Genomic DNA, 25,581 nt, shown 5'->3' on the forward strand with positions numbered 1-25,581 from the left:
AAAACCTCAACCAATAATCTATTTTTAACAGCTAACTAATTTAATTTCGGCGATCTTCTCCCCAAAGTAATTTTTTCCTAAGGGTCTCTAAAAAGGTTTCATCTAAACGCTCAACTAACTTAATAGTAAAATCTGCTTTTTTAACAGCAACAGTTGTTGTATTTGCGAGTGTAACAATCCTAGAATCTAAAGACATTAAAAACTGATCTTCTCTACCATTAACTCTAAAAGTAACAACCGTATTATCTGGTATTACCAAAGGACGTGCGCTTAAATTATGAGGCGCAATTGGTGTTAACACAAAACTATTTGCCTCAGGAGTTATTACTGGCCCTCCACAACTTAAAGAATATCCTGTAGAACCTGTTGGTGTTGAGAGAATAAGACCATCTGCCCAATACGATGTAAGATACTCGTCATTGAGATGGGTTTCTACAGTTATCATAGATGTGGTGTTTTTTCTACTCAATGCAATCTCATTAAGTGCAAAATTTGTTTCTGCTACACTATTATTAGTAGGTGTCGTTGACACACTCAACAAAGAACGTTCAGAGATTTTATAGTCACCCTTAAAAATTTCGGAAAGCGACACCTCAATTTCATCTGTTTGAATAGTTGCTAAAAACCCTAGCCTACCTGTATTAATACCTACTATAGGAATAGCTAAGTCTCTTACGTAAGTTATAGCTCTTAATATAGTACCATCACCACCTATACTTATCAATAAGTCATAACTTTTATCTAACTCTGTAAAAGTATTAATCGTATCTTCTTCTTGACAAACGTCATCTTGTTGCTTAAAAAAAGCTTCCTCTACAAATACCTCAACGTTATGCTTAAAAAGAACTTCTTTAAGAATTTCAAAGGCTTTTTGTGAAGATTCTTTGGCATAATTCTGACCATAAACAGCTATCTTCATCATTACATATTTAGATATTTATCGAGATATTGCGAACGTTCCTTTAAACTTTCGATATATGAATCTTCTTCGTGGCCAGAAACTACATTATAGCTATAACGCCTAAAAGTTTGAATAATATCATTTAAACTTGAGTTACCAATTTTAATCGTAATTTGTGCTAAATCACTACTCATTTTAGAAATAAATGCTCCCAATAATTTAGCATCATTCGTTTCTACTATTTGACTTATTTCACTAAACGAATAATCATGTATACCTTTTTCTACAATTAAAATTCCTCCTGGCTCTGAAAAAAACGGAGTTTCATTAAATAAATGTATAATATCATTAAGTTCATAATAACCTATGTACTTATTATTTTCATCTAACACTGGCATTATATTAGAATCATTTAAAGCAAACGCTTCAAGCACATCTAACCAGTTGGTTGTAGATCTAACAAAAAACCCTTCAATGGTATAATTATATTCACTAATAGGCTTTGCACTATCAAAACAATGTGCATCTGTTTCAGAAATGCAACCCATATATATTCCCTCATTTTGAATAGGAATATGTGAATATGTCAACTGATTAAATAACAATTGCAAATCACCTATTTTATCTGCGATCCCTAGTGGCTTTATATCATTTATTACGAAATTCTGTAACTGCATATTATGAGCTTCTATATCTTGCAAATTAATCAAAAATAACCATAAAAACCCAAGATGAGTTCTGTATTTTTGTGTTTCAAAATTGAATAAAATGGCAAAATTAAGTGTTAACATAAATAAGATTGCAACGTTAAGAAATAGTCGTGGCGGAGATCTACCAAATGTAGTTCAGTTTGCAAAAGACGCGCAACGTTTTGGAGCAGAAGGCATAACTATTCATCCAAGACCAGACGAAAGACATATTCGTTACCAAGATGCTTACGACTTAAAACCAGAAGTATATACTGAGTACAACATAGAAGGCAACCCAATTCCAAAATTTATAGACATGGTTTTAGAGATAAAACCAACTCAGGTTACTTTGGTACCAGACGCTGAAGATGCCATCACCTCTAACGCAGGTTGGGACACAATTAAGCATAAAGATTTTTTGGTTGACGTAATTAAAGAATTTAAAGACAATGGCATTCGTACATCTATTTTTGTTGACCCAGATTTAAACCAAATAGAAGGAGCTAAAGCTACAGGAACCGACAGAATTGAATTATACACAGAAGCTTTTGCACATGAGTATAAATTAGGCAACAAAGATGCTATAAAACCTTATGCAGATTGTGCTAATTTAGCCAATACATTAAACCTTGGCGTTAATGCAGGACATGATTTATCATTAGACAACATTAAGTACTTTAAAGACAATATATCTGGGCTTTTAGAAGTATCTATAGGACATGCGTTAATTTCAGAAAGCCTATACTTGGGTGCTGAAAATGTTATAAAAATGTATTTAGAAAAACTAAAATGATCTTACACTCTAACATTATAGGAGAAGGAAAACCATTTATTATTTTGCATGGCTTTTTAGGTATGGGAGATAATTGGAAAACCTTAGCCAGACAATTCTCTGAATCTAATTACCAAGTACATTTAGTAGACCAACGCAATCATGGTCGTAGTTTTCATGCTCACGATTTTGATTATGAGCTAATGACAGAGGATCTAAAAAACTATTGCGACAAACACAACCTAGAAGATATCATTTTATTAGGACATTCTATGGGAGGAAAAACAGCCATGTTGTTTGCTACAAAATATCCAGAGCTAGTTCAAAAACTTTTGGTTGCAGACATTTCTCCACGTTATTACCCTATTCATCACGACACTATTTTAGAAGGACTCAATAGCTTAGATTTCACTCAAATTAAAACCAGAGGCGAAGCCGATAAAGCTTTAAGTAATTATGTTAATGATATTGGTACACGTATGTTTTTACTAAAAAACCTGTACTGGGTAGAAAAAGGTCAATTAGGATTACGTATAAATTTACCATCACTCAAAGACAATGTCTCAGAAGTTGGAGAAGCTTTACCAGCTCATGCAACATTTCAAAAAGACACGCTTTTTCTTAGAGGTGATCGTTCAGAATATATAGGAGTACAAGACGAAGCCATTATTTATCGTCATTTTTCAAATTCGCGTATTGTAACTATTGCCAATTCTGGACATTGGTTACATGCCGAAAACCCAAAGGATTTTTATGAAGCTGTGATAAATTTCATATCTTGAAAATAAAAACATGAATCCCATCCTAAAGTTTTTACTAAACGCTCTAGCAGTATTCATTTTAGCAGAAATATTAAACGGAGTACATGTAGATAATTATGCTACTTCATTATTAGTTGCAGTCGTAATTTCAATTCTTAATGTATTAGTAAAACCAATACTTATTATTTTAACCTTACCTGCTACTATTTTAACACTTGGCTTATTTCTATTTATTATTAACGCAATCATTATACTGTTGGCCGACAAACTTATAGATGGTTTTATGGTAAATGGTATTGGCACAGCCATTCTATTTAGCATTTTATTATCCATCTTGCAATCATTACTACATTCATTCCTAAAAACAGATAAAAAGTAGCTAAAAGTCAAAGCTTTAAAACTATTGTTGGGTTGCGAAAAATATTGTACTTTTGCAGCCCAATTTTAGTTACTAAAGCATAATGAATATTACAAGAGAAAACATCGATGCATTAAATGCGGTTGTAAAAGTAGATATCGCTAAAGAAGATTACAGCGATAAAGTAGAGAAGATCTTAACAGATTACCGTAAGTCTGCAAACATTCCTGGTTTTAGAAAAGGGCATGTACCTATGGGAATGGTTAAGAAGCAATATGGTAAAGCTGTATTGGTAGATGAAGTAAATAAGCTATTGCAAGATGCTTTAGGCAAATATTTAGTTGAAGAAAAACTAGACGTATTAGGTAACCCATTACCAAAACCTCAAGATGATTTAGATTGGGATGCTGATACATTTTCTTTTGAATTTGAATTAGGTTTAGCACCAGAATTTGATGTTAAACTAAAAGGAAAAAAAGCAATCACTCACTACAACATTGTTGCTGACGATAAAATGATTGACAATCAGGTTGAGCATATCCAAAAGCAATACGGAAAATTAGTATCTCAAACTGAAATAGCCGAAAATTCTGAAGTTACAGGTAAGTTTACTAATGAGGAAAACGCTATTGACAATGTTGCAACAATTACATTAGATAAATTAAAAGGAAAAACAAATCCTAAGAAATTTATTGGCGCTAAGGTTGGTGATGTTATTTCATTAAAAACTAAAGGTTTATTTAATGACGACCACGATTTAATGAACTTTTTAAAAGTACCTCACGATGACGCTCACGGATTAGCAATAGAGGTTACTTTTGAAGTTACTGAAATTAACGAGAGAGAACTTGCTGATTTAGATCAGGAATTATTCGATAAGCTTTTTGGACCAAAAGCAGTAACTTCAGTTACTGAGTTAAAAGACAAAATTAAAGAAGATTCTGAAAAACAATTTGCACAACAAGGCGATCAAAAATTGTTAAATGATGTTACTGAATATTTAGTAGAAAACACAAAGTTTGATTTACCTGCTGAGTTTCTTCAAAAATGGATGCAAACTGCCGGTGAAGAACCAATGACAGAAGAGCAAGCTAAAGAAGAATATGAAAAATCTGAAAAAAGCATGCGTTACCAATTAATTGAAGGTAAATTAATTGCCGAGCATGAGTTACAAGTTCAGTTTGAAGAATTAAAATCTTTTGCCATGGACATGATTAAAGGTCAAATGGCACAATTTGGACAAATGAATCCAACTGAAAAGGAATTAGAAGACATCGCTGCTCGTATAATGTCTAACCAAGATGAAGTAAAACGCATCTCTGAACAGCTAATGAGCCAAAAATTATTAAACCTATATAAAACTGAAGCAAATCTTAAAACAAAAGAAATCACTTATGATGATTTTGTTAAAGAATTCTACAGTTAGTATTTAAAAACATATTAAGGCTTTTGCCTTAAAACCTTAAATTGTCATTCCTGTGCAAACAGGAATCTAAAAATTAGTATCTTTAAGGCGTAAAACCAAAAAAGTTTTACGCCTTTTTTGGCACTAAATTTTGCATAAAATTACGTGTTATCCTGAATTGACACACTGAGCTTAGCCATGCTAAACATAGCCTAAATATCAAAGTGTTGTTTTAGGATCTCATAACTAGAATTTTCATTAATAAAAAGAATACAGTTTAAATGAATTACGGAAAAGAATTTGAAAAGTTCGCTATAAAAGATCAAGGTATAAACAGCATGTATTATGATAAAATAATGCGAAGCATGTACCCAACCAACCTAACACCAAATATTATTGAGGAAAGACAATTAAACGCAATTGCAATGGATGTTTTTTCGCGATTAATGATGGATCGTATTATATTTTTAGGCACAGGAGTCAATGATCAGGTAGCTAATATTATTCAAGCCCAATTATTATTCTTACAGAGCACAGATGCTTCAAAAGATATTCAAATCTATATCAACTCACCTGGCGGCTCTGTATATGCTGGTTTAGGCATCTACGACACAATGCAATTTGTAAAACCAGACGTTGCAACTATTTGTACTGGTATTGCAGCATCTATGGCAGCAGTATTGTTATGTGCTGGCGAAAAAGGAAAGCGTTCAGCATTAAAACACTCTCGTGTAATGATTCACCAACCAATGAGTGGCACTCAAGGACAAGTATCTGATATGGAAATTGCAGTACGAGAAACAATAAAAGTAAAAGAAGAGCTTTACAACATCATTTCTAGTCATTCTGGTAAATCTTATGAGGAAGTAGAAAAAGACTCAGATAGAGATTACTGGATGAAGTCTGATGAAGCTTTAGCATACGGAATGATTGATGAAGTTTTAGAACGCAAGTAAACTTACACGAATTCTTACGACTAAAATTTCCTAAAACTAAATGAGGTTTCTGCATTGCAGGAACTTAAAAAAACTTAAAATGGCAAAAGAAGAATTAGAATGTTCATTTTGTGGTAGAAAAAAGCCTGAGACCAATTTATTAATTGCAGGTTTAGACGCTCATATCTGTGATCGTTGTATAGAACAAGCACATGGCATTGTTATAGAAGAATCTAAACAAACTGGTAATGCTGAGCTTAGCGCAGAATTAATGCTAAGAAAACCAAAAGAGATTAAGGCTTTTTTAGATGAATATATTATAGGGCAAGAATACACTAAACGTGTTATGTCTGTTGCAGTTTACAACCATTATAAGCGTTTACTACAACCACCTTCTGATGATGATATTGAAATACAAAAAAGTAACATCATTATGGTTGGGCAAACAGGTACAGGTAAAACCTTATTAGCAAAAACTGTTGCTAGAATGCTTAACGTGCCTTTAGCCATTGTAGATGCTACTGTATTAACAGAAGCAGGTTATGTAGGTGAAGATGTAGAGAGTATTTTAACTCGTCTTTTACAAGCAGCAGACTACAATCTTGAAAAAGCACAACGTGGTATTGTGTTTATAGATGAGATTGATAAAATTGCACGTAAGAGCGATAATCCTTCTATTACTAGAGATGTATCTGGTGAAGGTGTACAACAAGCTTTACTAAAGTTATTAGAAGGCACTGTGGTTAATGTACCACCAAAAGGTGGTCGTAAACACCCAGACCAAAAGTTTATAGAAGTTAATACAGAACACATCTTATTTATTGCTGGTGGAGCTTTTGATGGTATTGAACGCGTTATCACTAAACGTCTTAATATGCAAGCTATAGGCTATAGCTCTATAAAAGATGACAATGTGGACGATGATAACATTTTACAATACATCATACCAAAGGATCTAAAAGATTTTGGACTTATACCAGAAATAATTGGTCGTTTACCAGTATTAACACACATGGATCCTTTAGATGCTAATACACTAAGAGCTATCTTAACAGAACCTAAAAATGCCATTATAAAACAATACAAAAAATTGTTTGCTATGGACGAAGTTGAGTTTAGTATTACCGAAGATGCATTAGACTATATTGTTGAAAAAGCTATAGAGTATAAGCTTGGCGCTCGTGGATTACGCTCGTTATGCGAAGAGATTTTAACTGAAGCTATGTTTGATTTGCCTGGCTCTGGCGAAACAAAACTTAATGTCACCAGAACTTATGCTGAAAATAGGTTAAACAAATCAACTCTAAAAAAACTGAAGGCTGTGTCTTAAAAGACTCAAAACTTTCAAATAAAAAAGAAACCACAATTTCAATATTAGAAATTGTGGTTTTTTTAGTTGTTAGGATTGATTAATAATATTGCATGCAATATTTTATATTAATTAGGATGTAATAAATAGCACATTTATTTACTGCTAAGATATAGCCAAGTTTTAATGTAAGCTCTATTTGTTTTATATTTTGGTTAAAGTCGTTTTAAATCTCGTTGTATGAAATTTTAATGCACTTTTTTTCGTTAAAACACCAAAAAAAATTCCTTATTATTTAGCTAATAACTTAAGTATAGCATTGAGCTTTTTTTCCTCAGATTCAAAACTAAGCGTATAGTCTTCGTAACCGTCTTTTAAAACTTTAATCTGATAATCTAAATAAGGTCTTATTTTAAAACTATATGTAGCATCTTTATTGGTAATCTGCCTTTCTATCTCATTACCTTCACTATCTAAAAGAATTACAATAGAGTGTGGTAATATTTTTTCTTCTTCAGAAATAACGATGCCCTTTAGTTCATTGTATATTTCTCTAGATTTAAACCTGTACATATTAAAGGCATCATTCTTATTGCCTTTATTAGAAGAAAACACGCCCTTTTCTTCGTCAATAAAAATAAAACCTACTTCATCTTTCTTTGAATTAACAGAAAGCCCTAAATTTCTTGGTGTTTTATATTTAGAATTTATAACTCTAGATAAAAAAATGTCGTATCCACCTACACTATCATGACCTTTAGAAGAGAAGAATAATTCTTTTCCGTTTTTAGCAGTATGTGGATATTTTTCATCTTCGGTAGTATTAACAATATCACCTAAATTTTCTGGTTCACCTATAGTACCATCTTCAAAAATTTCAGCTTTATAGATATCAAAACCACCATAACCGCCTTTCATGTTTGAAGAAAAATACAAGTATTTTCCATCTTGAGAAACGTGAGGATTTTCAACCGAATAATTATCGTTACTTACAGATAGCTCCACTTCATTAACCCAATTACCATAAGAATCTTTTTCTAAATCTGCTTTATATAATTTATAGTTTAAAGAGTTAGAACGCTCACTACGTGTATAATATATAGTATGTTCATCTGGTGAAAAAGTAACCTGACCTTCATTAGCTTTAGTATTTAAAATACGGCTAAACAATAAAGGTCTAGACAACTCTCCATAGGCTTTTATATCTGTACAAAATAAATCAGTATATGGAAGGTTAGTCGCTGGATCTATACCATTACCAAGTCCGCCAATTTTCTTTGAAGAAACAATGACTAATTTATTTCTAAATGTAGTACAAGCTATTTCAGAATACTTAGAGTTAATTTTAGAAATATTAACGGCATAAGCATAACCACTCTTATTTGTACCATCAGAATTGTTTTTTGGGTCTGTTTTACTATATGAATTGTAGGTGCAAAACAATAACGCTACCACTAGCGTATGTAGTGTAGATTTCATAATGTAGGGATTATGGATTAATTACGATAGCAAATTACTAATCAAGCACATAATTACTAAAAAATCGTCATATTTTTTAGATAATCGTCGCTTTTTTCCGACAATTATTAAAAAAACTCTTTTTTCTTCGTTGAAATATCTCCTCTTACTTTTTTAAGCCTTATTTAAACGTAATAATTCGTCTATATAATCTCTAGAATTAGATAAACGAGGTACTTTATGCTGTCCTCCAAGTTTATCATTTTCTTTTAGCCAATCATAAAAAAGGTTGGTTCTGGCACAATGAATTTTTGGCTTATTAAGCGTCATATTATTATAGCGCTTAGCTTCGTAATCAGAATTTAATGCTTTTAGAGCATTATCAAACAATTCTTCAAAATAAGACATATCTTCTGGTGGCTTTTTAAATTCAATAACCCACTCATGCGCACCTTTTTCTTTGCCTTTCATAAATATTGGCGCGGCAGTATAATCTACAATTTCAGCAGCTGTTCTTTTACAAACTTTTTTAAGCGCATCTTCAGCATTTTCGATAATTAGTTCTTCTCCAAAAGCATTAATATGATGCTTAGTTCTGCCAGACACTTTTATTCTATGTGGATTCAAACTCACAAAACGAATTGTGTCTCCGATTTTATAACGCCAAAGCCCTGCATTAGTAGTAATTACAACAGCATAGTTTTTTCCTAATTCTACTTCACTTAATGGAATCACTTTTTCTGTTTCGGTACCATGCGTATCCATAGGAATGAACTCGTAGAAAATCCCATAATCTAGCATCAGTAACAAATCGCTTGAATAATTCTGATCTTGTATGGCAAAAAAGCCTTCGGAAGCGTTATAGATTTCGTAATACTTAAAATCTTTTTTAGGTAAAATCGCTTTATATTGTTCTACATATGGATTAAAACTTACTCCGCCATGAAAATATACCTCAAGGTTTGGCCATATATCAAAAAGATTGTTTTTCCCTGTTTTATCTAAAACATTATTTAGTAGCACCAACATCCACGATGGCACACCTGCCAAACTTGTAACATTTTCTTCTATAGTCTCTTCAACTATGGCTTGCATTTTGGTTTCCCATTCGCTCATTAAGGATACTTTACTGCTTGGTGTGCTACTAAACTCTGCCCAAAACGGCATATTATCTATAAGTATGGCACTGAGGTCACCAAAAACAGTTCCGTTTTCTTTATAAAGTTCTTTACTTCCGCCTAATCGTAAACTCTTCCCTGTAAATAATTGTGAATCTTCATTGTTATTAAGATACATGCATAGTAAATCTTTACTCGCAGCATAATGACAATCTTCTAAAGACTCTGTACTTACTGGTATAAACTTACTTTTAGAATCTGTTGTTCCACTAGACTTAGCAAACCATTTTATGGGTCTTGGCCAAAAAATATTTTGTTCACCACTTCTAGAACGCTCTATCTGAGGTTGTACTGCTTCGTAATTAATAACAGGAACACGCTCATTAAACTCTTTGTATGTTTTTATAGAAGCAAAGTCGTATTGCTTTCCTATTTCGGTATCCTTTGCAAGTTTTAATAGGCTAAATAGTAATTCGTTTTGTACTTCGTTTGGATATTTTAAAAACAATTCTATTTGGTGAAATCGTTTTTTTAAAAACCAGGAAGCAATAGAATTTACAATAGGAATTGGCATGGATTAATTAATTATCTTTATTCGCTAAGCGAGATTAATTATTTATTAAATTAGCTTATTTCTTAAATCTTATCTAAGCTTGTTTTAGTCTTTAACCTAAATCGCTTAATTGATAAAAATACTAAATTTCTTTATGATTTATACAGGTGTTCTTACTAAAATGCAAACAGAGTTTTTAGAACCAATTCAGTATTATTTAGTCTTTGAAAATGACTTTATTCACATGAATCAACTACTAAATAAAACACTTAAAATTAAACTTATTGGACATCAATGTCTAAGCTGCAGATTAGACAAAACCATTTACAGACAAGGCTTTTGTAAAAGCTGTTTTTTTGATAAACCCTTAGCTGGTGAATGGATTATGAGACCAGAATTGAGCACAGCTCATCTTGGTAAAGAAGATAGAGATTTAGAATACGAAAAGCAGGTGCAGTTACAACCTCATATTGTGTATTTGGCAAACTCAAGCAATGTTAAAGTTGGTGTAACACGAAAAACCCAAGTACCTACACGATGGATAGACCAAGGAGCACACGAGGCCATTGAAATTGTTGAAGTCCCTAACCGTTATCTTGCTGGTATTACAGAAGTTGCCTTAAAAGACCATGTGGCTGACAAGACCAATTGGAGAAAAATGCTAAAAAATGATATTGAAGATGTGGATTTAAAAGAATGGAGACAAAATTTACAGCAGTTTATACCAGATGACGTCAAAGACTATTTTATTGAGAATAATTCTGAAACTCATTTAAAATTTCCTGTTGAGCAGTATCCTATAAAACCTACTAGCTTGAATATTAAAAAGCAAATTGAATATTCTGGAAAACTTGTAGGCATAAAAGGTCAGTATCTTATTTTTAAAGACAACACTGTTTTTAATGTTAGAGCTAACGAAGGTTTAGTAGTAGAAATTAATGTTTAGAGAAAATAAAATTTTAAAACATTAACTAAACCAATCATAAACAAAAGGCTACCTGTCACCTTATTAATAATTGTATTTATATTTTGAAATTTTTGTTTTATAACAAGACTAAACTTGCTATAAATATATAATGTAAATATTTTACCTATATACACTCCTATAAAAAACAAGAATAAGACAGACAACGATGATTGCAATGACAGCATTACAACATTATTATTAATTACTCCATAAACCACAAGCCAATAAACTAAAACAGGCGGATTTAATAAACCTAAGAAAAAACCTATTGCATATTTAGACTTAAGCAACCTATTAGTGCTTTTGGTGTTTTTGGGCTTTACTTTTGTAGGTCTAAAAAACAGAAAGCCACCAACACCTAATAAAATTATTGCTATAAGAACTTGAATCCATTGGTTAGCATTAAAAAAATCTTTTACAGTCATATTACAATGCAAAGCATAATACGACAACACAAGTTCTGCTATACCAGCTGTTATTGCTATTTTATAAGCTTGAACAGCATTTTGTTTTATTGTCGTGTTAATCACTGCAATATTAGAAGCTCCTAGAGGCAAAGCACCCAACACAGATGCAATTATTCCTATGATTAAATAAATTAAAATCATAAGGCATTAGTAGAACACTTAAAAAATTCCTTACATGAACGTTAGCTTTTCGTTAAAATTTATTTTGTTCAATGTTTGTTTACTATATTTAAACAAAGTAATAACCATGAAAAACACATCTCCTTTTCTCTATATTACTATCACAACATTATTATTAATAACAATTACTATAATGTGCGCTATGAACTTTCCTTTTAACTGGGTATTTTATTTAACCGTAATTGGTCAATTTCTAGTTGTTATTATGGTATATAAGGTATTAACAGATAATTACAGTACCAATAAAACTTTTGAAGATTTTTACGAAGATTGCCCAATTAAGCTGATGAAAATACAGGCTGAAAACGAAAAATTTAGGTAGAGCAACTTGTGGTTAGTGGGAGCAAAAAAAGAGTAACGTTTGTTACTCTTTTAATTTTTTATAAAATAAGTTTAAGCTTAGACGTTCTCTGCGTCTCTTAAACCTTGGATATATTGCGCCTTTTGAATTTCTCTTCTTCTCTTAACAGATGGCTTAGTGAAATAACGAGACTCTCTTAAGTTTTGCATAATTTGTACATTTCTGTGCTTACGCTTATAACGCTTAAGAGCTCTTTCAATATTCTCTCCCTCTTTAATTTCGATTTTAATCATCTATCGCTAGTTTTTTATTATCTAATTCTTGCAAATGGTCGGCAAATATAAGCTAACTATTTGAAAATAAAAAATATTTATCCTAAATAAGTTTTAAGAATTTTACTCTTACTTGCGTGTCGTAATCTTCTTATTCCTTTTTCTCTTATTTGTCGTACACGTTCCCTGGTTAAATCGTACATACTTCCTATCTCTTCTAATGTCATAGGTGGCTGATCTCCGATACCAAAATTAAGACGAATAACATCACTTTCTTTTTGTGTAAGTGTCTCTAAAGCGCGCTCTATCTCTGTATTTAAAGATGCTTTCATTAAATCTCTATCTGGTCTTGGCGATTCGTTTTCGCTTACAACGTCATAAAGACTAAAAGTTTCACCATCTTTTAAAGGTGCATCCATAGATAAATGACGGCCAGAATTTTTTAAAGATTGTTTTACTTCTCTTGCACTAAGATCTAATTCGCTTGCAATCTCCTCAGCATTTGGAGGTCTTTGGTGTACCTGCTCTAAATGCGAGTACGTCTTATTAATCTTATTTATAGTACCTATTTTGTTAAGTGGTAAACGTACAATACGAGATTGCTCAGCTAATGCTTGTAATATAGCTTGTCTAATCCACCAAACAGCATAAGATATAAATTTAAATCCTCTGGTTTCATCAAAGCGTTGTGCTGCTTTTACTAAACCTGCATTTCCTTCATTAATTAAATCCGGAAGTTTTAAGCCTTGGTTCTGATATTGTTTTGCTACAGAAACCACAAACCTTAAGTTAGCCGTTGTTAATTTGTCTAACGCTACTTGATCGCCTCTTCTAATACGTTGCGCTAATTCCACCTCTTCTTCTGCAGTAATTAATGGAATTTTGCTAATGTCTTGTAAATACTTGTCTAGGGATTTGTCTTCTCTATTAGTTACCTGTTTGGTAATCTTCAGTTGCCTCATGTGTGTATTCTAAAATTTATGAACCCACATTATAAATTAATTATTTAGAAAAACAAGCAATTGAGCAATAATTAACAAAATTTAGAGAAAAAAGTTTTGTTTTCGGTATTTATCAATCTTTTTTAGTAGAGTCTTTAGCCTTTTTTTTCTTTTTTCCACCTAAAAGATTTCCCAAAACATTACCTACGCTTTCTTTAATAACATCTTTTGGATCTTCATTAGTGTTGTTGGCACTTCCTGTTGAATCTGTTTTAGTCGAATTAGTATTTCCGCCTAAAACATCACTTAGTAGATCATTAATCTTATCTTTTCCTTTACCAATCATTTTTTGTTTTTGAATTTCTACCAACTGTTGTGTTAAATTTGAAATTCCGCTTGTTAAATCGGTAGTAATTTTAGGGCTGGAAAATGTACCATCAATATTAGCCGTAACAGGAACCGCAATATTATTAACCTCATCATCATTTATTTGCCCTATTAATCGATTAACATCTCCTCCTAAATATTTTGCTGGCACTTGTAATACTGCACTATACTTCATAGTATTATTAAAACTATGCGACCCAGAAACCTCAATAGGTATATCTTTATATTTTACAGTGAAAGGTTTTACGGAAACCTGACCATTATCAAAACTCAATTTGGTTTTAATATCTTTTTGTAATTGGTTAAAGTCAATAAAATCCAACTTACTATCTAAACCAGATAATAAGGGACTTTTGGTAACATCTACATTAGAGGTTAAAATTTCTGCAAGCGCATTACCCGAAATGGTCGCTAAATCTGGTGAAAAACTTTCATCTAAAAGTCCATTAACCGCAATAGTAGAGTTTAATTTTCCTTGTACCACTTTTGCAATTGGTGCTAAAGCTTTTAACATCTCTAAATCTTTAAAAGATTGCGATATGTCAAACTGTTTCATATCTAATTGCATATTAAATTTAGGCTTAGCTTCTTTGGTATTAACATTACCAGAAATACCTAATTGACCATTAAATACATCTGTAGTCATATTACTAAGCTTAGCATTTTGATCTTTAATTAACAACTGCCCTTTTACATTTTTAAGATTAAGGTTATCGTAAATTACCGTTTTAGCATTAGCAGAAATGGCGCAATCTAAAAAGTCTGGAATTTTTAAAGATTCTTCATCAGAAGATGTTTTATTTGAGGTTTCGGTAGCTGTTTCATCTTCAACCATAAAATCTGAAATAGCAAACCTGTTAGAATTAACCTTAAAATCACCTTGTAATTTCTTATCGCTTAAAAGAAAACCTAATAAATTATTTATGGTTCCTGTTGCAGAAAAATCACTTTGCCCTGTTTGCGCATTAAAATCATTAAGACTTACAAGACCAGGTTTAAAAGTTAAATCGGCTTTATTAATCTGAATAGGATTAACAATATCTTCTGAAGAAAATATAAAATCTGAAACTGAAAGACTACCATTGTTTTTAATACGTTGATAAGCATTAGTCTCTAGAGCATTCATATCAAAAGCTGTACTTAATTTTCCTTTTAAAATACCGCTTAATTGATTTTCTAATTCAACAGGATAAGCCTTGGTAATATTTGCTAAGTTTAAAACTCCGTCTAAATTAGTATTTACCAACATATTACCTGTTAGGTTTTTTATATGAGCCTCAGACTTAAAAACATCTTTATCTATTTTAAAGTCTAATTGATTTAAATCAACATAAGTATCATCTATATTACCTGTTGTGTTTTTTATGGTAGCATCAATCATAATGTCACTGATGCTTTTAGGCAAATCTGGATATTTAAACGAGGCGTTAGCCGATTGCATATTAATATCTAACGTAGGAATGGTTTCCTCAGAAACTAACCCTCTTACAATACCATTAATTGTAAAGTTCCCTGTAGTTGTTACTCCTGCAATATCCTTAGCATAAGCTTTTGGTATAACAGCTAAAAAATCTTTAAACGATGATTCTGGATTTTTAAAGCTAATATCTATTTTTTGCCCTTCTTCAACCATTTGCACAAAACCATCAAACTCTAGTGGTAAAGCATTTATATAGGCTTTGTTTTCTTGAAAGGTATATTTATTTTGTTCTAAATCCATACCTATTAGAGCATCTAGTTTAATAATATTATTGCTTAAATATTCTGTACTATCCTTAGACATGCTTACTCTAGCTTCTGTATTGGTGTCTAATTCAGATTTTTCACCAGAAAAAACACCTTTTCCGTTATGGTTTATTTCTGTAAGGTAAAACTGTGTATGAGAAGTTTCATCTATATAAGTAAATGCACTATTGTTGAGTTCGTAATTTTCAATATCGAAACTAAAACCTGAGGAAGTACTTTCAGAGTCTTCAGAAACATCTTCTGTTTCATTGCTTTTCATTATATCATAATTAGTAACACCGTTTGTATTGGTCTTTAAGGTTAAAAGCATATCATCTGCAATAATCTCATTAACCACCAAAGGCTTATCAGATCCATTAAATAATTGACCTATTGACATTTCAAAAGACAGATTTTTTGCAGTAACTAAGGTTTCGTCTTTAAATGGCGCTCTATTTGTAATCTTAAGATTTTCTACACTAACCTCTGCTTTAGGAAAACTAGAAATAAGACTAAGGCTTATATCATCAAAACTAAAATCAGCATCTAAATTTTCATCAGCATAATTTTGAACAATCGTATCTATTTTAGATTCTAACACCAAAGGAACTGCAATAAGTATTGCAATAAAAATGAGTAAAAGGATTCCTATAATTTTGAAAATTTTCTTCATGATAAATATGTGTAGTTTTTAACTAGCTTCTAATATATTATACGCAAATTTGGTAAGAATAGTTGTACCAGCTATAAACTTTAGGAAGATTTTAATGGTTTAGCAAAAATTGAATGTTCGTTAGTAACAAATTACACTTCAACTTTACTCAGAACATCTATTGAAAAGTATTTTCTTAAACTAATTCTATTTCTTCGTTAACTTTAAGGTTGAATCGTTTTCTAAATAAATAAACTCCCAGATATAAAAATGGTGTATCTAAAGCTGCAATGAGCACTTTAAATATAAAACCTGCTGCCAATAACCCCAAAAATTTATCCCATTCAATTTTACCAAAGCTACAAAGTAAAATAAGTACAGTAGCAGTATCTACAAATTGTGAAAGAAACGTAGAAAAATTATTACGCAACCATAAATGCTTGCCTTTGGTAAGACGTTTCCAAAAATGATAGATTTGAATATCTACAAACTGCGCTAATAAATAGGCCATCATACTCGCAAAAACAGCAATAGCTGTACTACCAAACACTTTTGTAAACATGGCATCTTTTACAGGCGACCATGTTGTAGCTGGCACAACATTAGCAACATATATGATTAACATTGAAAAAAAGGATGCAAAAATCCCAATCACCACAATATCATTAGCTCGTTTTTTGCCATAGATTTCACTTATCAAATCTGTAATTAAAAATGTAATAGGATAAGGCAATATACCTACTGAAATTTCGAAAAGCTTACTTCCAAAAATTTCAACATCTATTGGATACCAATAAAAAAACTTTTGAAATATTAAATTAGAAACCACTAAAGACGTAATAAACAAGCCTGCTAATAAAAGATAAATACGCTGTGCTAAAATTTTGTCTTTAATAGGCATAAAAATGGTTAATAAATTGTTCTTGTAAAGATAATCTATTAATATAACTTTTAGTTAATTTGCTAATTCCATGACACCAACAAAAACCACTTACATAGCACTTGGAAGCAATAAAGGCAACAAATTAGAATATTTGCAGTCTGCTGTTGACGCTGTTTTTAAGAAAGTTGGTGCTATTTCTAAGATTTCTAAAGTCTATAAAACACCAGCTTTAGGGTTTGATGGTGATGATTTTTTTAATGCTTGTATTAAAGTAGAAACTGAGTTAAAACCAAAAAAACTCCTCAAAACACTTAAACAAATAGAAACCAATTTAGGAAGAGTCTCAAAGAAATCTAACACTTACGAATCTCGAGAAATTGATTTAGACATCTTGTTTTACGATAATGAAGTTATTAACGATAAGTCATTGGTTATTCCTCATTCAGAACTGCATAAGCGAAAATTTGTGCTTCAACCTCTTTATGACATTGCAAAAGATTTAGAGCATTATACGTTAAACAAGTCGGTTAGTGATTTGCTTCAAGAATGTAACGATGATTCTAAAATTGAACCTATAAATATTTGGTTAAAGAATCCTAAGAAAAAATTTAGTTTTAGTAATTATAATTTCATAGCTATTGAAGGCAACATTGGTGCTGGTAAAACCAGTTTATCAAAAAAAATTGCACAAGATTTTAATGCCAAACTTATTTTAGAACGCTTTGCAGATAATCCTTTTTTACCAAAATTCTATAAAGAGCCAGAACGCTATGCGTTTACACTAGAAATGTCTTTTTTAGCCGACCGCTACCAACAGATAAGTGACGATTTATCGCAACTAGATTTATTTAAAGATTTTATAGTAAGTGATTATGATGTACACAAATCGCTTATATTTTCTAAGGTAACGCTTCCAGAAGATGAATTTATGCTATATCGTAAATTATTCTACCAAGTATATAAAGATATAGCAAGACCAGATTTGTATGTGTATCTCTATCAAAACACAGAACGCTTACAAGCTAATATTAAAAAACGAGGTCGTAAATACGAAACTGAAATACAAGACGATTATCTTGAAAAAATAAATTCTGGTTATCTTGATTTTTTAAAATCACAAACAGAACTCAACGTAAAAATCATTGATATATCCGATAAAGATTTCGTGAAAAATCGTGAGGATTATTTGTGGTTGTTAAATGAAATTAATAGTTAAACTTTGTCATCCTGAACTTGTTTCAGGATCTCATCTTAACAATTTAAAACACAAACAAAATTGTTGAAATTAGGCTATTATTATCTAAAACAACCTCATTAAGAATCTTAAATTCTTTAACCTTAAAATTAAAAGGTTCTGCCAACACATCTACTCCACTGTTTTGTTTTAATCGTATGCCTTGGCTTGCAATTTTATCTTTGTTAGGTATAAAATCACCATTAGGAATATGCTCTGTTAAGATGATATACTTATAATTAGAAAGCTTATTTATTATACTTTTTATTTCATCATTAGATAAATGCTGTAGCACTTGTCTTAAAATAACACCATCTGCTTTTGGTAAAGCTTCTTTTGAAATATCTAAACATTCAAAAGTTAGATTATTAGCTTTAAAATGTTGTTTGTTTCGCTCTATTAAATCGTGCACAATATCAACAGCAACATAGTTCTTGGTATATGGTAGCAGTTGTTTACCTATATTAAAATCACCACAGCCTAAATCGCAAATAGTAAGTTGATTATGATGAGATTTTAAAAATGTAGTTACTGCTTTTATATATGGTATTGTAATCTCTAATTTATGTGAGCCTTCACCAGAATAAAAATCGAAATCTTTTCCTCCCCAAAAATGCTGTTCATAAATTTGCTCCATTACCGCTTTTGTTGGCCATGGTGTTTTTAGTTTTTTAGACTTCATTACTTAAAATAAGCCAGCAATTCGGCTTTTTTTGAAGCTGATACCATAATCTCTTTTCCGTTACTTAAGATTACGCTACCTCCTTTACCTTTCACATATTTAACCACTTCATTTACATTAACCAAATAACTCTTATGTACTCTGGCAAAATTGGCATCCTTAAGACTTTCTTCTATATACTTTAATGTTTTACTTACCAGCTTCTTTTTATTGTTATTGAGGTAGATTTCTGTATAATTATCATCTGCTTTACAATACATTATATCTGCGGTTTCTAAAATCTCAAAACCATCTTGTTGTGGTATTGTAATCTTGCCATTTATCGTATTTGTTTTAGGCACTAAAACCTGATCTTGTAAAGCTTCTTCCTTTGTTTTAATTTCTGTAACATAGTCTACCGCTTTAATTAACTCATCTATAGATATTGGCTTCATTAAATAATAAGAAGCATGTGCATTTAGTGCATCTATAGCATAATGATTATAAGCAGTTACAAAAATGGTTTCAAAATCTATATGACCAACTTTATCTAATAAATCAAAAGCATTTCCGTAAGGCATTTCTACATCTAAAAACACCACATCTAAATCGTTACTTCTAATAAGCACCAATGCTTCCTCAACATTGGGAGCTTCACCAATAATGGAAATATTAGGACAGTATTTTGTTAAATAATTACGAAGAATATCTCTACTGGTTTCTTCGTCTTCTACTATAATGGCGTTTAGTTTCATATGCTTCTTCCTGTAAAAACAGGAATATTTTTAGTTTAACTTCCTTTTTAATAGACTTCAACAAGCTCAGTCTGACAACTCAAACAGAATGTATTAATCCTTTTTTAAGGTCACAACAACTTTGGTTCCTACATCTTCAGATTTTTGAAAATCTTCAATAGTAACATCTACTTTGTCTTTATACATTTCGTTTAAAATAGCAACACGTTTTTTAATGTTGTCCATTCCTTTAGAATTCTGCTTTTTCTGATTGGCAGTTTTCATAGCCTTAGAACGCTCTCTACCAATACCATCGTCTGTAATAGCTATCATAATCTCATCTTTAGATTTTGAGCTTACAGTTATATTTAAATGTCCTTTTTCTTTTTTATAACGTAAGCCATGCCAAACCGCATTTTCTATGTAAGGTTGCAATAACATTGGTGGAATTTGAAACTCTTCAACATTAATACTTTCATCCACATCTATAGAATAATCAAACTTATCCTTAAACCTAAAATGTTCTAAGTTGGTATATAACTCTAGTAGTTCTACTTCTTTCTTCAACGGAATAAAGTCTTCTTCGCTATTCTCTAAAACAGAACGCATTAAATGTGAAAAATCAGATAAATACCTATTAGCTGTGCGTTCATCATTTGTTGCAATAAAACTATTTACTGAGTTTAACGCATTAAATATAAAATGAGGATTCATCTGACTTCTCAACGATTTTAGAGCCAACAAATTGTTTGCCAAACGCTGTTGCTTTATGTACTTGTACATTAAAAAACCAGTAATTAAAAACAATATCAAGCCACCTATTAGTGAATAAATAATGAGCTGCTGTCGCTTATTACGCTCTTGTGTTAATTCATATTTACTTTTTGACAATGCTCTATCGCTTTCTAAAGATGTTATTCTGTTTTGTTGCTCTGCAATGTTTCTACTAAATCGAGCAACTTGAGATAGTTCTTGTATTTTTTTAGCATATAACTCATCTACTACACTCTTAAATTCATCTATAGCCTCCCTTCCCTTTTCGTCCTCACCTAAACTATAATATACTTCAGACGCACGTCTTGTTGCATCTTTCTTTACTTCTAAATCCCCTTTTTTATCTGCCTCTTCTATGCTTTTCTCAAAATAAGAGATCGCATTATCTAAATCGTTGTTTAGGTAATAAGCATTGGCTAATTTATAATTCTGTTTTTGAAGCGTTAAAGGACTTTCATTAGGTAAAACAGAGTCTTTCTCAATGTCTTCTATACTTTCAAGCACTCCCTTTCTAAGCTCTATTTCACTATCATATTCTTGATTAAGGTTATTAAATTCAGCCACCTTAACCTGCTCTTCAACCGCTCTTTTCTTATTTTCTTTTTTGGCTAGTTTAAGAGAATTAGAATAATAGCTTTTTGCTTTAGTCACCTCTCCTTTTTCATTGTAGGCTTGCGCAATTTTAGAGTTTAGATCTGTTACTTTAGGTGCTATTAAATGCTTTTTCGCAACCTCTAAACCAGTTTCGTAAGACTTAATAGCCGCTTGTATATTCTTAAGCTTTAGATGTGCATCACCAATACCTTCATATAAAAGTATTTTTTCATAGTTAGATAAACTCTCTTCATCTAAATTTTTATAGGTAGATATGCTTTTTTGAAACTCACCATTTTTTGTATAAGCATCTGCGAGTTTTAATTGCGCTGATGCTGTTTCTGTATTCTGAAGACTGATTTTAAATGCCGAAATAGACAAATCGTATTGTTTCCAATACATATAAACATCACCTAAAAGTTCGTGTGCTTCTGCGCTTTGCTTTGTAGACACATTAACATTGAGTGCATCTCCTACAAATTTTAAACTCTTCTCTGCATCTTTCTTTAAATAAGCATCAGCAGAATCTATCATTTGATTAAAACGTTTGGTTACATTGCTTCTTGCTCTACTTTTAGATTGAAAATCATCTTGTTCTACAACTTCTATAGATATGCGCTCATTACTTTTTATAATATAATAAATGGTCTCAAAATCATTATGACTTATAGTAAGTTCATCACCTACTTTTGCTCTAACCGTAAAATCTCCAAAAATATTAGTGCGTGTATATCTGCCGCTATTAATTTGAATGTTTACGTCCTTAATAGGCTCCTTTGATTTTTTTAAATATACTACCCCTCTTACTGTAAAAAAGGCATCTTCCTTATATGAGTTTTCAGGATGATTTTGCCCAAAGCTTAAAAAGCTTATCAGGCAAAAAATTAATACGTAATATGTTCTTAGATTATTTAGCAAAACAATAGTATTGATTGGACTAACTTACATACTTTATTTGATTTCAAAAAATGATGTCATCAGTTTTAAGAGCTTTTGCACTACAATATATACGAGATAACTAATACAACGTTTTACTTCACTCATTAATAATTCCTTTTCACTCATTTCAGATTTTTAATGTTGTTTTTTCAGATGAGCTTTACATAATCATTAATCAAAACATAAAATCATAATGAAAAAAAGCAATCTGGCATTTTTGCTATTACTAGTCGGTTATAACTTATCTATTGCTCAACATAAAGGGAATTACAATCAAATTACTCCTGACATCTCGAGACAAAACATTCTAACTTCTGGGAATGCTAATATTTACAATCCAACGGTTCAGCATCAACTAAACAAGATATTAAATCCAAGTAATGTACTGACTATCGATGCAAAAGCACTTCAAAATGTAAGTGCCACAACCTATACCGCAATATTTAACTTATCGCAAATAGGACCATCTACTGAAACTACCAACAAACTTATGAAACAACGCATAGATAGTATTAAAACACGACTAAATGCTATAGGAATCACAAAAGACAACGTTGTTATTGATGTCATTTCTTTTGTACCTGTATATGAAGTTGAAGTCACAAAGAAACTATTCAGCAAAACCTATACTGAAGTTCCTAAAGGGTTTGAATTGCAGCAAAATATTCATATTCAATTTAGCAAAACCAATCAGTTTGAATCAATTTTAGAAGCTTGCGCGAAAAGTGAAGTTTACAACTTAGTAAAGGTTGATTATTATATTGAAAACATTCAGGAAGTTTATAAAAATCTTCAAAACAAATTATTAGAACTTATTGAAGATAAAAAAGCATACTACAATACACTTGGATTTGATTTATCTAAATATGACATTAAAATAGCCGATGATAAATACTGCTATTTCCCAAAGGATTTCTACCAAAGCTACCAAGCATATAATAGTGTCTCTTTTGAAGCTTTAAATAAAGACAAAGGCGTTACTACTGCAAAAAAGCAAACGTCGTATTACTACCAACCACTTACCTATGAGCATTACGACGTAGTAATAAATCCATCTATTCTAGAACCTGTAGTTCAAATAGGTATGAATATAAAACTCCTTTTTACACCTAAACCAAAAGAGCAAAAACAACAACCAGTTACAAAAACAGAAATAGACCATAAGTACTATGTGATCTCACCAAACGGAACCATAGATGTAAAAGAATTAAACACAAAAAATTAGAAATTATGAGAAAGCTAACAATATCTTTAGCTGTTTTAATGAGTATTATGTCTCTTACAGCTTGCAATGCCAATACTAAAAAAAACAATCAAGATTTAGTTTTAAATGAAACAAAACTTGAAACAAATATCAAATCTAAAAAACCTGAAATTAAAGTCGCATTATTACTAGACACTAGCAATAGTATGGATGGATTAATAGACCAAGCCAAAGCTCAATTGTGGGAAATTGTAAACGAATTATCTTATGCAAAATGTGAAGAAAAAAGTCCAAATCTTAAAATTGCACTTTATGAATATGGCAACGACAACCTTAATGCAGACGAAGGTTACTTAAGACAGGTTATTGCTTTTAGTGATGATTTAGATGAAATTTCAAAATCGTTATTCTCTCTCACCACAAATGGAGGAAATGAATACTGTGGTAAGGTTATAAAAACAGCATTAAATCAATTAGATTGGGGCGAAAATAAAGATGATTTAAAATTGATTTTCATCGCAGGAAACGAGCCTTACACTCAAGGAAATGTTAGTTACAAAGATGCCTCAAAGCTCGCACATCAAAATGATGTTACAGTTAACACCATTTTCTGTGGCGAATACAATCAAGGTATATCTGGACAATGGAAAGATGGAGCAGACTTAACACATGGAGATTATATGGCTATTAACCATAATAAAGCAACAGTTCATATAGCATCTCCTTATGATGATAAAATTCTAGAGCTCAATAAAAAGCTGAATTCAACCTATATTGCTTATGGAAGAAAAGGCATGATGAAAATGGAATTACAAGCAGAGCAAGATGCCAATGCTATGAGTTATAATAAAGCTAATGCCGTAAGCAGAACGGTTAGTAAAAGTTCAAGGTTATACAAAAACAGTTCTTGGGATTTAGTAGATGCTGAAAAAGAGGCTGATTTTTCTTATGAAGATTTAAACAATAAGCAACTACCTGATGAACTAAAAGGCAAATCTAAAGGTGAAATAAAATCTTATGTAGAAAAGAAACGAACTGAAAGAGAAAAGCTTCAAAAAGATATTGCAGAATTGAACATAAAGCGTCGCAATTATATAGCAAAAAATTCTACAGACAAAAACAATGGATTAGAAAACGCCATGGTTAATGCTATAAAAACACAAGCAAAAAAGAAAAATTACAGTTGGGAATAGCTATAAAACAGAAAAGGCTTGATTAATAATATCAAGCCTTTTTTGTTATTCTTAGTTAATTGCAGGACAATTACACTCGTATTTCTCTCTTCTACAGTTAAAGTTATAACCCAATGTTATTTGATGGAAACCACCTGTATTAAAGTTTACTGTATTAGCTTGATATGAATAAGTATATGCGAACACAAAATTATTATAATCAACACCAACAAAAGGTGTAAAATATTGAAGTTTTTGACTACTCACGCCAGAACCATCAACAAACTCTGCACCATCTAAACTTCTTCTATATGATAAACCACCCCAAACTTTACCAAAATCCATTTCACGATAAACTTTTGCATTAATATCAATTGATGATTCTTCAGTAGCATCTCTATACATATACATAATAGAAGGTTCGTAGCTCCAATCGCTACCATACTTACTAAATGTATAACCCATAGAAGCTAAGTAAGTTCTTAAGTTTCTAAACTGAAATTGACTTGCCCCACGATTCCAATTAATCCCATCATTCTCTAAGATATTTTTTGCAGTGAAATGCGCATAAAAATCTAGGAAATGGTAAGAAAATCCAAAATCTATATTAAAGTTTGTAGCACTTTGTTCAACACCTGCAATCGCTTGATCAAACTCACCTGGCGCTAAGAAATCCGTTTCATCTAATTTATATTGAAGGAATCCAGCACTTAAACCAAACGATAACATATTAAGATCAATCTCATTTCTAGAAAACATAAGATGATACGCAAACGTAGCATACCCACCTACTGTAGAATGATAGCCATTAGCGTCATTAAATAAAACACCACCAAGACCTACTGGTGAATCACCTACTCTACCATTAACACTTAAAGTTTGCAAACTTGGTGCGTCATCTACTCCAAACCATTGCTGTCTGGCTGTTAACCTAACCTTTGCACAATTAGCTACACCAGCCATAGACGGATGTATTAAATAATAATTGTCAGTCAAATAATCTGAATAAATGGGTACACCTTCTTGTGCAAAACTAAATTGTGCTACTAAGGCCGTAAATGCTACTAAACAAAACTTTTTAAATCTCATAATATTTTTATCGTTTCAAGGTAAAATGGGCTTTAAACTCTTTTCTTTGGTCGGTGAGCGGTTCGATATATTCTAATAAGAACCAGTAATCACTAGTTGGCATTAAACTGCCATTATACGTTCCGTCCCATCCTTGACCTGTTGGG

Annotated in this window: 25 protein-coding genes; 11 read left to right on the top strand and 14 right to left on the bottom strand. The window is 31.4% G+C overall.

The genetic code is table 11. The features are described 5' to 3' along the window. Positions 1-40 precede the first annotated feature (40 nt). Positions 41-919, bottom strand: coding sequence for an NAD kinase (locus tag N4A42_RS03040; protein ID WP_294069748.1), 879 nt, complete (start codon positions 917-919; stop codon positions 41-43). A 2-nt stretch (positions 920-921) separates the two neighbouring features. Then, positions 922-1,578: a CBS domain-containing protein gene (locus N4A42_RS03045; RefSeq protein WP_294069751.1), complete on the bottom strand. Its 657-nt coding sequence runs from the start codon at positions 1,576-1,578 to the stop codon at positions 922-924. A 91-nt stretch (positions 1,579-1,669) separates the two neighbouring features. Here N4A42_RS03045 and N4A42_RS03050 point away from each other — a divergent pair, with 91 nt between their 5' ends. The 6 genes from N4A42_RS03050 to clpX all read left to right on the top strand — a co-directional run bounded on the left by N4A42_RS03050 (position 1,670) and on the right by clpX (position 7,151). Beyond that, positions 1,670-2,383, top strand: coding sequence for a pyridoxine 5'-phosphate synthase (locus N4A42_RS03050; protein WP_294069686.1), 714 nt, complete (start codon positions 1,670-1,672; stop codon positions 2,381-2,383). Further along, positions 2,380-3,144, top strand: a complete 765-nt coding sequence (locus N4A42_RS03055) for an alpha/beta fold hydrolase (RefSeq protein WP_294069689.1) — start codon at positions 2,380-2,382, stop codon at positions 3,142-3,144. Before N4A42_RS03050 ends, N4A42_RS03055 begins: the two co-directional genes overlap by 4 nt. Positions 3,145-3,154: 10 nt before the next feature. Beyond that, positions 3,155-3,502, top strand: a complete 348-nt coding sequence (locus N4A42_RS03060) for a phage holin family protein (protein ID WP_294069692.1) — start codon at positions 3,155-3,157, stop codon at positions 3,500-3,502. Between the two features lie 82 nt (positions 3,503-3,584). Continuing rightward, positions 3,585-4,907, top strand: coding sequence for a trigger factor (tig, locus tag N4A42_RS03065; protein ID WP_294069695.1), 1,323 nt, complete (start codon positions 3,585-3,587; stop codon positions 4,905-4,907). Positions 4,908-5,167: 260 nt separating this feature from the next. After that, positions 5,168-5,842 (top strand): ATP-dependent Clp endopeptidase proteolytic subunit ClpP, encoded by a 675-nt coding sequence (gene clpP / locus N4A42_RS03070; RefSeq protein ID WP_294069698.1) that lies wholly within the window; start codon positions 5,168-5,170, stop codon positions 5,840-5,842. Between the two features lie 79 nt (positions 5,843-5,921). Beyond that, a complete protein-coding gene (gene clpX, locus N4A42_RS03075; RefSeq protein ID WP_294069701.1) occupies positions 5,922-7,151 on the top strand; it encodes an ATP-dependent Clp protease ATP-binding subunit ClpX in 1,230 nt (409 codons plus the stop codon). A gap of 270 nt (positions 7,152-7,421) precedes the next feature. Here clpX and N4A42_RS03080 read toward each other — a convergent pair whose 3' ends face one another. Both N4A42_RS03080 and N4A42_RS03085 read right to left on the bottom strand, forming a co-directional pair. Then, complete coding sequence (locus N4A42_RS03080; protein ID WP_294069704.1) at positions 7,422-8,609, bottom strand: hypothetical protein; 1,188 nt, start codon at positions 8,607-8,609, stop codon at positions 7,422-7,424. A gap of 153 nt (positions 8,610-8,762) precedes the next feature. Next, positions 8,763-10,280: a GH3 auxin-responsive promoter family protein gene (locus N4A42_RS03085; RefSeq protein WP_294069707.1), complete on the bottom strand. Its 1,518-nt coding sequence runs from the start codon at positions 10,278-10,280 to the stop codon at positions 8,763-8,765. Between the two features lie 133 nt (positions 10,281-10,413). Here N4A42_RS03085 and N4A42_RS03090 point away from each other — a divergent pair, with 133 nt between their 5' ends. Then, positions 10,414-11,205 carry a DUF2797 domain-containing protein gene (locus N4A42_RS03090; RefSeq protein ID WP_294069753.1) on the top strand — a complete coding sequence of 264 codons (792 nt, stop codon included), beginning with the start codon at positions 10,414-10,416 and terminating at the stop codon, positions 11,203-11,205. Here the strand turns inward: N4A42_RS03090 and N4A42_RS03095 are convergent. Further along, complete coding sequence (locus N4A42_RS03095) at positions 11,202-11,834, bottom strand: LysE family transporter (protein WP_294069710.1); 633 nt, start codon at positions 11,832-11,834, stop codon at positions 11,202-11,204. The two genes, N4A42_RS03090 and N4A42_RS03095, sit on opposite strands and share 4 nt — an antisense overlap. Positions 11,835-11,940: 106 nt before the next feature. Here N4A42_RS03095 and N4A42_RS03100 point away from each other — a divergent pair, with 106 nt between their 5' ends. Continuing rightward, positions 11,941-12,195: a hypothetical protein gene (locus tag N4A42_RS03100; RefSeq protein WP_294069713.1), complete on the top strand. Its 255-nt coding sequence runs from the start codon at positions 11,941-11,943 to the stop codon at positions 12,193-12,195. 77 nt (positions 12,196-12,272) lie between these two features. Here the strand turns inward: N4A42_RS03100 and rpsU are convergent, their stop codons facing one another. From rpsU to N4A42_RS03120, 4 genes are all read right to left on the bottom strand, one after another. Beyond that, positions 12,273-12,467, bottom strand: a complete 195-nt coding sequence (gene rpsU, locus N4A42_RS03105; RefSeq protein WP_218546125.1) for a 30S ribosomal protein S21 — start codon at positions 12,465-12,467, stop codon at positions 12,273-12,275. A 77-nt stretch (positions 12,468-12,544) separates the two neighbouring features. Then, positions 12,545-13,408: an RNA polymerase sigma factor RpoD/SigA gene (locus N4A42_RS03110; RefSeq protein WP_294069718.1), complete on the bottom strand. Its 864-nt coding sequence runs from the start codon at positions 13,406-13,408 to the stop codon at positions 12,545-12,547. A gap of 112 nt (positions 13,409-13,520) precedes the next feature. Next, positions 13,521-16,172: an AsmA-like C-terminal region-containing protein gene (locus tag N4A42_RS03115; RefSeq protein WP_294069721.1), complete on the bottom strand. Its 2,652-nt coding sequence runs from the start codon at positions 16,170-16,172 to the stop codon at positions 13,521-13,523. Positions 16,173-16,347: 175 nt separating this feature from the next. Then, a complete protein-coding gene (locus N4A42_RS03120; RefSeq protein ID WP_294069724.1) occupies positions 16,348-17,052 on the bottom strand; it encodes a queuosine precursor transporter in 705 nt (234 codons plus the stop codon). A gap of 70 nt (positions 17,053-17,122) precedes the next feature. Here N4A42_RS03120 and folK point away from each other — a divergent pair, with 70 nt between their 5' ends. After that, positions 17,123-18,250, top strand: a complete 1,128-nt coding sequence (gene folK, locus N4A42_RS03125) for a 2-amino-4-hydroxy-6-hydroxymethyldihydropteridine diphosphokinase (protein ID WP_294069726.1) — start codon at positions 17,123-17,125, stop codon at positions 18,248-18,250. Positions 18,251-18,293: 43 nt separating this feature from the next. On the opposite strand, the gene N4A42_RS03130 is transcribed toward folK, so the two are convergent. The 3 genes from N4A42_RS03130 to N4A42_RS03140 all read right to left on the bottom strand — a co-directional run bounded on the left by N4A42_RS03130 (position 18,294) and on the right by N4A42_RS03140 (position 21,949). Next, positions 18,294-18,950 carry a class I SAM-dependent methyltransferase gene (locus tag N4A42_RS03130; protein WP_294069729.1) on the bottom strand — a complete coding sequence of 219 codons (657 nt, stop codon included), beginning with the start codon at positions 18,948-18,950 and terminating at the stop codon, positions 18,294-18,296. After that, positions 18,950-19,684 (bottom strand): LytTR family DNA-binding domain-containing protein, encoded by a 735-nt coding sequence (locus N4A42_RS03135; RefSeq protein ID WP_294069731.1) that lies wholly within the window; start codon positions 19,682-19,684, stop codon positions 18,950-18,952. Before N4A42_RS03135 ends, N4A42_RS03130 begins: the two co-directional genes overlap by 1 nt. Positions 19,685-19,777: 93 nt before the next feature. Further along, positions 19,778-21,949 carry a histidine kinase gene (locus N4A42_RS03140; RefSeq protein WP_294069734.1) on the bottom strand — a complete coding sequence of 724 codons (2,172 nt, stop codon included), beginning with the start codon at positions 21,947-21,949 and terminating at the stop codon, positions 19,778-19,780. A gap of 214 nt (positions 21,950-22,163) precedes the next feature. On the opposite strand from N4A42_RS03140, the gene N4A42_RS03145 reads away from it, so the two are divergent. Both N4A42_RS03145 and N4A42_RS03150 read left to right on the top strand, forming a co-directional pair. Continuing rightward, positions 22,164-23,195, top strand: a complete 1,032-nt coding sequence (locus N4A42_RS03145; protein WP_294069737.1) for an SIMPL domain-containing protein — start codon at positions 22,164-22,166, stop codon at positions 23,193-23,195. A gap of 5 nt (positions 23,196-23,200) precedes the next feature. After that, positions 23,201-24,367, top strand: coding sequence for a vWA domain-containing protein (locus tag N4A42_RS03150; protein ID WP_294069740.1), 1,167 nt, complete (start codon positions 23,201-23,203; stop codon positions 24,365-24,367). Between the two features lie 51 nt (positions 24,368-24,418). Here N4A42_RS03150 and N4A42_RS03155 read toward each other — a convergent pair whose 3' ends face one another. Both N4A42_RS03155 and N4A42_RS03160 read right to left on the bottom strand, forming a co-directional pair. Beyond that, positions 24,419-25,435 carry a type IX secretion system membrane protein PorP/SprF gene (locus N4A42_RS03155; RefSeq protein ID WP_294069743.1) on the bottom strand — a complete coding sequence of 339 codons (1,017 nt, stop codon included), beginning with the start codon at positions 25,433-25,435 and terminating at the stop codon, positions 24,419-24,421. 7 nt (positions 25,436-25,442) lie between these two features. Continuing rightward, the coding region (locus tag N4A42_RS03160; protein ID WP_294069756.1) for a T9SS type B sorting domain-containing protein at positions 25,443-25,581 on the bottom strand (139 nt) is incomplete at its 5' end.

The sequence above is a fragment of the Winogradskyella sp. genome (genome assembly GCF_025210595.1).
In the GTDB taxonomy this organism is placed as follows: Bacteria; Bacteroidota; Bacteroidia; order Flavobacteriales; family Flavobacteriaceae; genus Winogradskyella.

Excerpts from the sequence above, each read along its gene's own strand:
- folK (WP_294069726.1), top strand. The coding sequence starts at position 17,123 with ATGACACCAACAAAAACCACTTACATAGCACTTGGAAGCAATAAAGGC.
- N4A42_RS03135 (WP_294069731.1), bottom strand. The coding sequence starts at position 19,684 with ATGAAACTAAACGCCATTATAGTAGAAGACGAAGAAACCAGTAGAGAT.
- N4A42_RS03045 (WP_294069751.1), bottom strand. The coding sequence starts at position 1,578 with ATGCAGTTACAGAATTTCGTAATAAATGATATAAAGCCACTAGGGATC.
- rpsU (WP_218546125.1), bottom strand. The coding sequence starts at position 12,467 with ATGATTAAAATCGAAATTAAAGAGGGAGAGAATATTGAAAGAGCTCTT.
- N4A42_RS03145 (WP_294069737.1), top strand. The coding sequence starts at position 22,164 with ATGAAAAAAAGCAATCTGGCATTTTTGCTATTACTAGTCGGTTATAAC.
- N4A42_RS03115 (WP_294069721.1), bottom strand. The coding sequence starts at position 16,172 with ATGAAGAAAATTTTCAAAATTATAGGAATCCTTTTACTCATTTTTATT.
- N4A42_RS03095 (WP_294069710.1), bottom strand. The coding sequence starts at position 11,834 with ATGATTTTAATTTATTTAATCATAGGAATAATTGCATCTGTGTTGGGT.
- clpP (WP_294069698.1), top strand. The coding sequence starts at position 5,168 with ATGAATTACGGAAAAGAATTTGAAAAGTTCGCTATAAAAGATCAAGGT.
- N4A42_RS03060 (WP_294069692.1), top strand. The coding sequence starts at position 3,155 with ATGAATCCCATCCTAAAGTTTTTACTAAACGCTCTAGCAGTATTCATT.
- N4A42_RS03150 (WP_294069740.1), top strand. The coding sequence starts at position 23,201 with ATGAGAAAGCTAACAATATCTTTAGCTGTTTTAATGAGTATTATGTCT.
- clpX (WP_294069701.1), top strand. The coding sequence starts at position 5,922 with ATGGCAAAAGAAGAATTAGAATGTTCATTTTGTGGTAGAAAAAAGCCT.
- N4A42_RS03080 (WP_294069704.1), bottom strand. The coding sequence starts at position 8,609 with ATGAAATCTACACTACATACGCTAGTGGTAGCGTTATTGTTTTGCACC.
- N4A42_RS03050 (WP_294069686.1), top strand. The coding sequence starts at position 1,670 with ATGGCAAAATTAAGTGTTAACATAAATAAGATTGCAACGTTAAGAAAT.
- N4A42_RS03090 (WP_294069753.1), top strand. The coding sequence starts at position 10,414 with ATGATTTATACAGGTGTTCTTACTAAAATGCAAACAGAGTTTTTAGAA.
- N4A42_RS03120 (WP_294069724.1), bottom strand. The coding sequence starts at position 17,052 with ATGCCTATTAAAGACAAAATTTTAGCACAGCGTATTTATCTTTTATTA.
- N4A42_RS03110 (WP_294069718.1), bottom strand. The coding sequence starts at position 13,408 with ATGAGGCAACTGAAGATTACCAAACAGGTAACTAATAGAGAAGACAAA.
- N4A42_RS03130 (WP_294069729.1), bottom strand. The coding sequence starts at position 18,950 with ATGAAGTCTAAAAAACTAAAAACACCATGGCCAACAAAAGCGGTAATG.
- tig (WP_294069695.1), top strand. The coding sequence starts at position 3,585 with ATGAATATTACAAGAGAAAACATCGATGCATTAAATGCGGTTGTAAAA.
- N4A42_RS03155 (WP_294069743.1), bottom strand. The coding sequence starts at position 25,435 with ATGAGATTTAAAAAGTTTTGTTTAGTAGCATTTACGGCCTTAGTAGCA.
- N4A42_RS03040 (WP_294069748.1), bottom strand. The coding sequence starts at position 919 with ATGAAGATAGCTGTTTATGGTCAGAATTATGCCAAAGAATCTTCACAA.
- N4A42_RS03085 (WP_294069707.1), bottom strand. The coding sequence starts at position 10,280 with ATGCCAATTCCTATTGTAAATTCTATTGCTTCCTGGTTTTTAAAAAAA.
- N4A42_RS03055 (WP_294069689.1), top strand. The coding sequence starts at position 2,380 with ATGATCTTACACTCTAACATTATAGGAGAAGGAAAACCATTTATTATT.
- N4A42_RS03100 (WP_294069713.1), top strand. The coding sequence starts at position 11,941 with ATGAAAAACACATCTCCTTTTCTCTATATTACTATCACAACATTATTA.